The organism is Psychrobacillus sp., assembly GCF_056205495.1.
Map to the genome: position 1 here is coordinate 1 of NZ_JBAEAP010000177.1, position 7,172 is coordinate 7,172.

General features: G+C 39.2%; 10 protein-coding genes. 1 reads left to right on the plus strand and 9 read right to left on the minus strand.

Annotation, left to right across the window (positions count from 1 at the left end; genetic code table 11):
• The coding region (locus AC06OU_RS05255; RefSeq protein ID WP_475854437.1) for a phosphotransferase at positions 1 to 665 on the minus strand (665 nt) is incomplete at its 3' end.
• Between the two features lie 35 nt (positions 666 to 700).
• Positions 701 to 1,891, minus strand: a complete 1,191-nt coding sequence (locus AC06OU_RS05260; protein WP_475854439.1) for a LysM peptidoglycan-binding domain-containing protein — start codon at positions 1,889 to 1,891, stop codon at positions 701 to 703.
• 136 nt (positions 1,892 to 2,027) lie between these two features.
• On the opposite strand from AC06OU_RS05260, the gene AC06OU_RS05265 reads away from it, so the two are divergent.
• Positions 2,028 to 2,558: a 3H domain-containing protein gene (locus AC06OU_RS05265; protein WP_475854441.1), complete on the plus strand. Its 531-nt coding sequence runs from the start codon at positions 2,028 to 2,030 to the stop codon at positions 2,556 to 2,558.
• Positions 2,559 to 2,887: 329 nt separating this feature from the next.
• Here AC06OU_RS05265 and pheA read toward each other — a convergent pair whose 3' ends face one another.
• The 7 genes from pheA to rplU form a co-directional block, all read right to left on the minus strand.
• On the minus strand, positions 2,888 to 3,766 hold the full coding sequence (gene pheA, locus AC06OU_RS05270; protein WP_475854443.1) for a prephenate dehydratase: 879 nt from the start codon (positions 3,764 to 3,766) through the stop codon (positions 2,888 to 2,890).
• 13 nt (positions 3,767 to 3,779) lie between these two features.
• Entirely contained in the window at positions 3,780 to 4,235 is a 456-nt protein-coding gene (locus tag AC06OU_RS05275; RefSeq protein ID WP_169359905.1) for an ACT domain-containing protein, read from the minus strand.
• 15 nt (positions 4,236 to 4,250) lie between these two features.
• A complete protein-coding gene (obgE, locus tag AC06OU_RS05280) occupies positions 4,251 to 5,540 on the minus strand; it encodes a GTPase ObgE (RefSeq protein ID WP_251555613.1) in 1,290 nt (429 codons plus the stop codon).
• Positions 5,541 to 5,545: 5 nt separating this feature from the next.
• A complete protein-coding gene (locus AC06OU_RS05285) occupies positions 5,546 to 6,079 on the minus strand; it encodes a Spo0B domain-containing protein (RefSeq protein WP_475854444.1) in 534 nt (177 codons plus the stop codon).
• A 139-nt stretch (positions 6,080 to 6,218) separates the two neighbouring features.
• Positions 6,219 to 6,509: a 50S ribosomal protein L27 gene (gene rpmA / locus AC06OU_RS05290; RefSeq protein ID WP_144535725.1), complete on the minus strand. Its 291-nt coding sequence runs from the start codon at positions 6,507 to 6,509 to the stop codon at positions 6,219 to 6,221.
• Positions 6,510 to 6,521: 12 nt separating this feature from the next.
• Positions 6,522 to 6,857: a ribosomal-processing cysteine protease Prp gene (locus AC06OU_RS05295; protein WP_340883165.1), complete on the minus strand. Its 336-nt coding sequence runs from the start codon at positions 6,855 to 6,857 to the stop codon at positions 6,522 to 6,524.
• Between the two features lies 1 nt (position 6,858).
• Positions 6,859 to 7,167, minus strand: a complete 309-nt coding sequence (gene rplU, locus AC06OU_RS05300) for a 50S ribosomal protein L21 (RefSeq protein ID WP_142538629.1) — start codon at positions 7,165 to 7,167, stop codon at positions 6,859 to 6,861.
• Positions 7,168 to 7,172: the final 5 nt, after the last annotated feature.

Consider the following 7,172-nt stretch of genomic DNA (forward strand, 5'->3'; position numbering starts at 1 on the left):
ATTGCTTCTTTGTATTTGGACATTATTCTTTCTAGTTCTGGGAACTCATTTAAAAATAACTCAATATTGTAGTCCATTTCAGGTAGTACTCGATGAATCCATAGGATAAACTCCATTTCCTTTGGACCTAGCACCGCTAAATCAAAATCAATTATCTTATACGTATCATCTCTTACTAAAAAGTTATGATGAACTACATCCCCATGTAAAAGGGTTAAATTCTTCAAACTAAATGGTCGAATTTCACTAAGAGCAATCTCTCCATAATGTAAAAGCAATTTAGTTTGGTTATACCCAATGTACGTTTCTATGAATGGCACAATCTCTGAAACCTTGAAGTACCTAGCTTGCCATTTAGAGATAAGGTTAAAGGGATAAAGAAATGGGCTCTTTTCCCATTCTACTTTCCTTCTCGTTCCATGCATTCTTTTCAGTAACGTGTATGTCGCTAATCGATCTTTTTTATCTTTGTAGCTTACTGCACGACTATTTTCGAACCATGGCTGAATGATATATCCTTTTTGGGTAGTCGGGATAATTGGTAAGACAAATGGTTTTTTAATTGCAGACAGTTCATCATGAATATAGCCTATCTTTGCAGCCTGTTCCAGAGAAGCATATTTCTTAACTGAAAAAATACCGTCTTCCTTTTTCCACTTCCACACATTCTTTTTAATTTGCTTTATATAAGTATCCACATTTAAAAGTGTCTATGAGGATATGGTGGGCAATGAAAATTTGGTTGGTAAAAATGTTGTGGAGGGCAAGGATAGCCACCTAAATATGGGTTGTGTGCATACATTTCTGGCTGCGCATGATTAACATTTGATCCTCCACATGATGAACATTGGACCTGATTATATGCAGGATACTGTTGAAATTCCGGCTGAGCATATGTTTGGTGAGCTTGTGGCTGCTGAGTATGTTGCATATAATCGTAAGCCATTTCCATTGCAGACGATGGATCCTCTACAAACATTTGCATCACCTGTTCATGAACATTTTCTTCCACTTGCATACGTGGATGACTAGGTATTGCACTAAATTCTACCTGTCCCTCTGCTGTCATGCTCGTCGATTCAATTAGCATCCAGCTATTTGGCGATGGCATTTCAAATTCAGGTTTTGCCGTCATTTGCATGGGAGCTGTTGTAGCTGGTTGAACAGCCATTGGCTGCACATACGGTAAGTAATGTACCGGCTGATCTGGCATACATGGCATCGGTGGACATGGCATTGTGTATACCGGTTGATGCATTGGTGGACATGGAATCGGTATAGGCATTGGCATCGGTACTGGCATCGGATGTACCTGAATTGGTTGTACTGGTTGTTGTTGAATTGGTTGAACTGGTTTTGGAGCAGGAGCTGGGATTGGTTTAGGTTGAGCTATTGGCTTAGGTGCGGGTGCTGGTTTCGGCACTGGTTTCGGCGCGGGAGCTGGTGTGGGTTTGGATTCGGGAATTGGGATCGGAATTGGTATTGGTATTGGAATCGCTTTTGGTTCTGCCTTAGGTTGAATTGGTGGCATAATTGGCATCGTCTCGATTGGTTCCGCTTTTTGTATAGGTGGTGCTTGTGGTGCTGGTTGAGCCTTAGGTACCGGTGCTACTTGAGCTGGCTGAGCTTTTTGCATATTTTTAAGGTTGCCATCGTATGGCTGTGCCGTTCCATCCCCCATCATCCCCTTTTTGTTGGGACGATTATCTCCGTACGGATGTACCATAGTCTCTGCCTTTTTAGTTTCTGGGATGAAGATTTTCATGCCAGGTACTATATATTCTGGATTTGCTAAATGAGCGTTAATCTTTTTTAAATCATCAAAAGAAACTCCATACTCTCTGGAGATTTTCCAAAGGGTGTCACCCTTTTTGACAATATGAATTTGCAAAGTCTTCCTCCTTCCTTCACATTAAAATATGTGTAACATCAAAAATTGGTCACAGATTTTAAAACAATGTTACTTCCCTTCATGATAAACTTATGAATAGTAACTATACCGTTATGCAAGATTGGAGGGATTTACATTGAAAAAATTAAAAGGGGCAGCGCGAAGAGAATGGATTTTGACTTATTTAAAGGAACAGAACTCCCCAATCACTGGAGCTGATCTTGCGAAGCTAACTAATGTAAGTAGGCAGGTTATCGTCAGTGATATCACTTTACTAAAAGCTATTAACCATCCTATTTTGTCTACCAGTCAAGGTTACATCTTACTTCCCAATCAAGAGGAAAGTAATTTTGTAAAAAGAAAAATTGCCTGTAATCATAAGTCAGAAGATACGAAAGACGAGTTACTGACATTAGTGGATGCAGGTGTCACAGTGGAAAATGTAACTGTAGAGCATCCGGTTTATGGAGAAATCACCTCCTCTATCATGGTTTCTAATCGTCATGATGTTGAAAACTTTTTAAAAAAAGTTCAAGAAACAGAGGCGTCTTTTTTATTAGAGCTAACTGCTGGACTTCATATTCATTTGTTATCTGCTCCAAATGAAGAGATATTACAACGAGGAATCGAAGCAATACGAGAAAAAGGCTATGTGTTCGAGGGTTAACATTTAAATTCTACCTGCCCACAGAATCTTTAAGAAAACAAACAAGAAAAGCGAAAACGCCTATGTCTGCCCCGACAGGCAAATGGGGAAATGCGAGGAGGCAGTTCCTCAGCCACCGCAACTTTTTCCCATTTGACCCCGAGGGGCAAGGCGGTGGAGCTAGACATCAAGAAAAGAACAAGCGCCTATCACTGCCCCGACAGGCAAATGGGGAAAAGTGAGGAGGCAGTTCCTCAGCCACCGCAACTTTTTCCCATTTGACCCCGAGGGGCAAGGCGCAGGAGCTAGACATCAATTTATCCAGATTCAAATAAAAAAGCGGAAGCATCTCAGTTAGAGGCTGCTTCCGCTTTTGTTTCATATGTATAGTAGGAGCCGAGTGATTTTACTTCACACCCTAAAGCTATTAGCTCTTCCATCGCACCTTTCATCATAGGTGCTTTTTCATTTTCAAGCACATCGATAATAAAAAAGTACTGTCCTAGCCCCGTCTTTAAAGGACGAGATTCAATTTTACTTAAGTTCAGCTGACGCCAAGCGAATACGGATAGAACTTGATGTAAAGCACCAGATCGGTCATCTTTTGGCAATGTAATCATAACCGTCGTTTTAATTTGTCCGTTATGACCTATTTCTTCAATACTTGTTTTCGTCTTTGAAAGGACAAAGAAACGAGTATGGTTAAAATGGAAATCATGAATGTTTTGTTCAACGATTTTCAGCCCATATTCTTCAGCAGCTGAAGTATTAGCAATTGCTGCAATACATTGATCACTGTGCTCCGATACATATTTGGCTGCGGCTGCAGTTGAGGATGCTTGCTCAAGTGGCACCTTACCAAATCGGTAATACAAATATTTATGACACTGGGCCAAAGCATGAGGATGGGAATAAATGTTAGAGATTTCTTCCCATCTTTTTTCATTATTTGGATGAACCATTAAATGCTGTGCTATCGGCGATAGAATTTCTGCAATCACAAAGACGTTAGCTTCGTGAAACAAATAATCTATTGTTAAAGGAACTGTCCCTTCTAGCGCATTTTCTAATGGCACTACTGCTATTTCAACTTGACCGTTGCTCACCATCTCAATACACTCTGGAATCGTACGGATAGGTAACAATGGTGCCTCTGGAAATAATGCCTGTGTTGCTAAGTGGGTAAAAGATGCCTCAGGTCCAAGAAAAGCAACTTGGTGATTAATCATACACAAACACTCCTTAAAAAGCACCAGAACTAATTATTTCTGCTGATTCTACAAAGTCTAGTCGCTTCATTTCGTTTATAAACTCGTCTAATTCCTTTGCCATGGCTGTTACATCCAATGACAATGTCACGCTAGCTCGTCCCTGTATCGGGATTGTTTGGTGAATTGTTAAGACATTGCAAGCATAATCAGCCACTAGGGATAATAATCGTGCAAGCGTTCCTTCTCGGTCCTCTAACTGTAAAAAAACAGTTAAGATTCTTTCTTGTACAATAGAATGGAACGGAAAAACCGCATCACGATATTTGTAAAAAGCACTACGCGATAAATCGACTTCTTTCACAGCATCCCAAATCGAGGAAACTTTCCTCGATTGAAGGAGATGCTTAGCTTCTAAAGTTTTTTGCATTGCTTCTGTCAACACATCTTCTCTCACTAGAAAAAATCGTTGGCTTGTAACATCCTTCATGCGGTTTCCATCTCCCTATTCGATAAATTCAAACTCGAATTGTAATAGTCGTACAGTATCTCCATCTTTTGCACCACGTGTACGAAGAGCATCATCGATACCCATTCCACGTAATTGTCTAGAGAATCTGCGGATAGAATCTTCTCGACTGAAGTCTGTCATTTTAAATAATCTTTCTACAGTACCACCAGAAAGCACGAATGCACCATCGTCATCTCTAGAAATAACAAAGTCATCCTTAGAAGCTTCATGCTTGTACATGACAGATGTTTCTGTTTCTTCTTCCTGCATATGCTCTAATGGATACTCAGGAGCATCTTCTAAGATATCAGCTATAGCAAAGAGTAATTCCTGTAATCCTTGACGAGACACTGCAGAAATAGGGAATATTTTTGCATCTGCTCCCACTTTTTCTTTAAATGCTTTTAGGTTTTCCTCTGCTTCAGGCATATCCATTTTGTTTGCTACTATAATCTGAGGACGTTCAGTCAATCGTAAATTATATTGTCTTAATTCCTCATTAATCGTTACATAATCCTCGTAAGGCTCGCGACCTTCCATGCCAGACATATCAATAACATGTACAATTACACGAGTACGTTCAATATGACGAAGGAATTGATGTCCAAGGCCTACACCTTGATGAGCACCTTCGATAAGTCCCGGTAAATCAGCCATTACAAAGCTGCGGTGATCTTCCGTTTCTACTAACCCTAAGTTAGGTACAATGGTTGTAAAATGATATGATGCTATTTTAGGCTTAGCCGCTGATACTACAGAGAGTAATGTAGATTTACCAACGCTCGGGAAGCCTACTAGTCCTACATCAGCTAACACTTTTAACTCTAAAACAACGTTTAACTCGAATCCTGGTTCTCCTTTTTCGGATAACTCAGGTGCTGGATTCGCTGGTGTTGCAAAACGTGAATTTCCGCGTCCGCCTCGTCCACCTTTAGCAATAACAGCTCTTTGTCCATGCTCGACTAGGTCAGCGATAACTTGTCCAGTTTCCTCGTTCATCACTACAGTGCCTTCTGGAACTTTAACAATTAAATCATCCGCGTTTGCACCGTGCATATTCTTACTACCACCGTGTACTCCTCGGTTTGCTTTAAACTGTCGCTTATATCGGAAATCCATCAAAGTACGTAATCCTTCATCTACTTCAAAGACTACATTACCTCCATTTCCTCCATCGCCCCCAGCGGGACCTCCCATAGGAACATACTTCTCACGACGGAAACCAACCATACCATCTCCGCCATCTCCACCTTTTACATACACCTTTACGTGATCGACAAACATTTATTTCACTCCAATCTTTCCTTTGCAACTAACTTAAATTGCAGGTATCCTACTGTGTTATTCAGTCTTTCCATAGTAAATAATTCATGATTCGAATATTCTATCCAAGAGAATGGAGACCAATCTCCATTTACTTCAATTATAACTTCAAGTAATTCATTTGAATGGATATGAACCTTTAGAATCTGTTCTTGATAGCCTTGCAGCTTAGGATAAATAGTTTGCACAAAGCAATCGAGAATATTTTCTAATTCATAATCGAACATTTCTAATCCACGTTTTGACACAGATGTTTGAATTTCTAAAGTCATCTGACTATACGTTATAGGAAACGTTTGCAGCCATTCATTCGTCTTTAACAATCCTAAATTGTTTAAATCGAAGAATTGGGCGCACTTCTTTGAATACCTATGAATTAATTGCTTAGCCTCTTCGGGTCTACCGATATCCAAATTCATTTGAATTAAATGCATTTGATTTAAAAAATCATGCATGGAATGACGAAGTACTTCGTTAATTGATATATTTTTAGGATTCATATTAGTATACACGCTCCAACGTTTACTATCCTTCTAGTATAACAGGTATAGAATTATTTTGCGCAGGAGTATGATTACTTTTTTGTTATTTAAGAAAATAAAAAAGGACTGCATAAATGCAGTCCTCTTATTTTGTAAATTAAGCTTCTTGAGCTACAGGATATACACTTACTTTTTTCTTGTCGCGGCCGAAACGCTCAAAGCGCACTACACCGTCAACTTTCGCGAAAAGTGTGTCATCTCCACCACGGCCAACGTTTTCACCTGGGTGAATTTTTGTACCGCGTTGACGGAATAAAATTGATCCGCCTGATACGAATTGTCCATCAGCACGTTTAGCGCCTAGACGTTTCGATTGAGAGTCACGACCATTTTTAGTCGAACCTACTCCTTTTTTCGATGCGAAAAACTGAAGATCTAATCTTAACATATGTTCCACCTCCTACTTTTTGAAGGTTATTTTTATATACTTAGCGTAATCTTGCTCAATCGTTTGTAAAGATACAATCATTGACTCCAATATTAACTGCATGCTTGCAGCTTTTTCAGAGCTTTCAATGCTAGGTACTTCAACGTATAAATACCCTCCGTCACCCTTTTGCTTAATAATAGGAGTAATTTTTGTAAGTGAAATAATGGCATTCACTGCACCAAATGATACAGCAGAAGCTCCTGCACAAACTAAATCCTTCCCATGTTCAGCAAAATCAGCATGTCCTTTCATTTCAAAGGAATGAATAAGACCTGATTGATCTCGTGTAACAGTCACTTTAATCATATTATAAGCTAATAGATTCTACTACTAATTTAGTATATGGTTGACGGTGACCTTGTTTTTTACGATAGTTCTTTTTAGCTTTGTATTTGAAAACGATGATTTTTTTAGCTTTGCCGTTTTTTACAACTTTCGCTGTAACTTTAGCACCTTCCACGAATGGAGCACCAACTTTAACATCATTCCCACCTACGAATAAAACTTTATCAAAAGTTACAACTTCATCAGCGTTTACATCTAATTTTTCAATATAGATTTCTTGCCCTTGTTCAACTTTGATTTGTTTACCACCAGTTTCAATAATTGCGTACATTTACC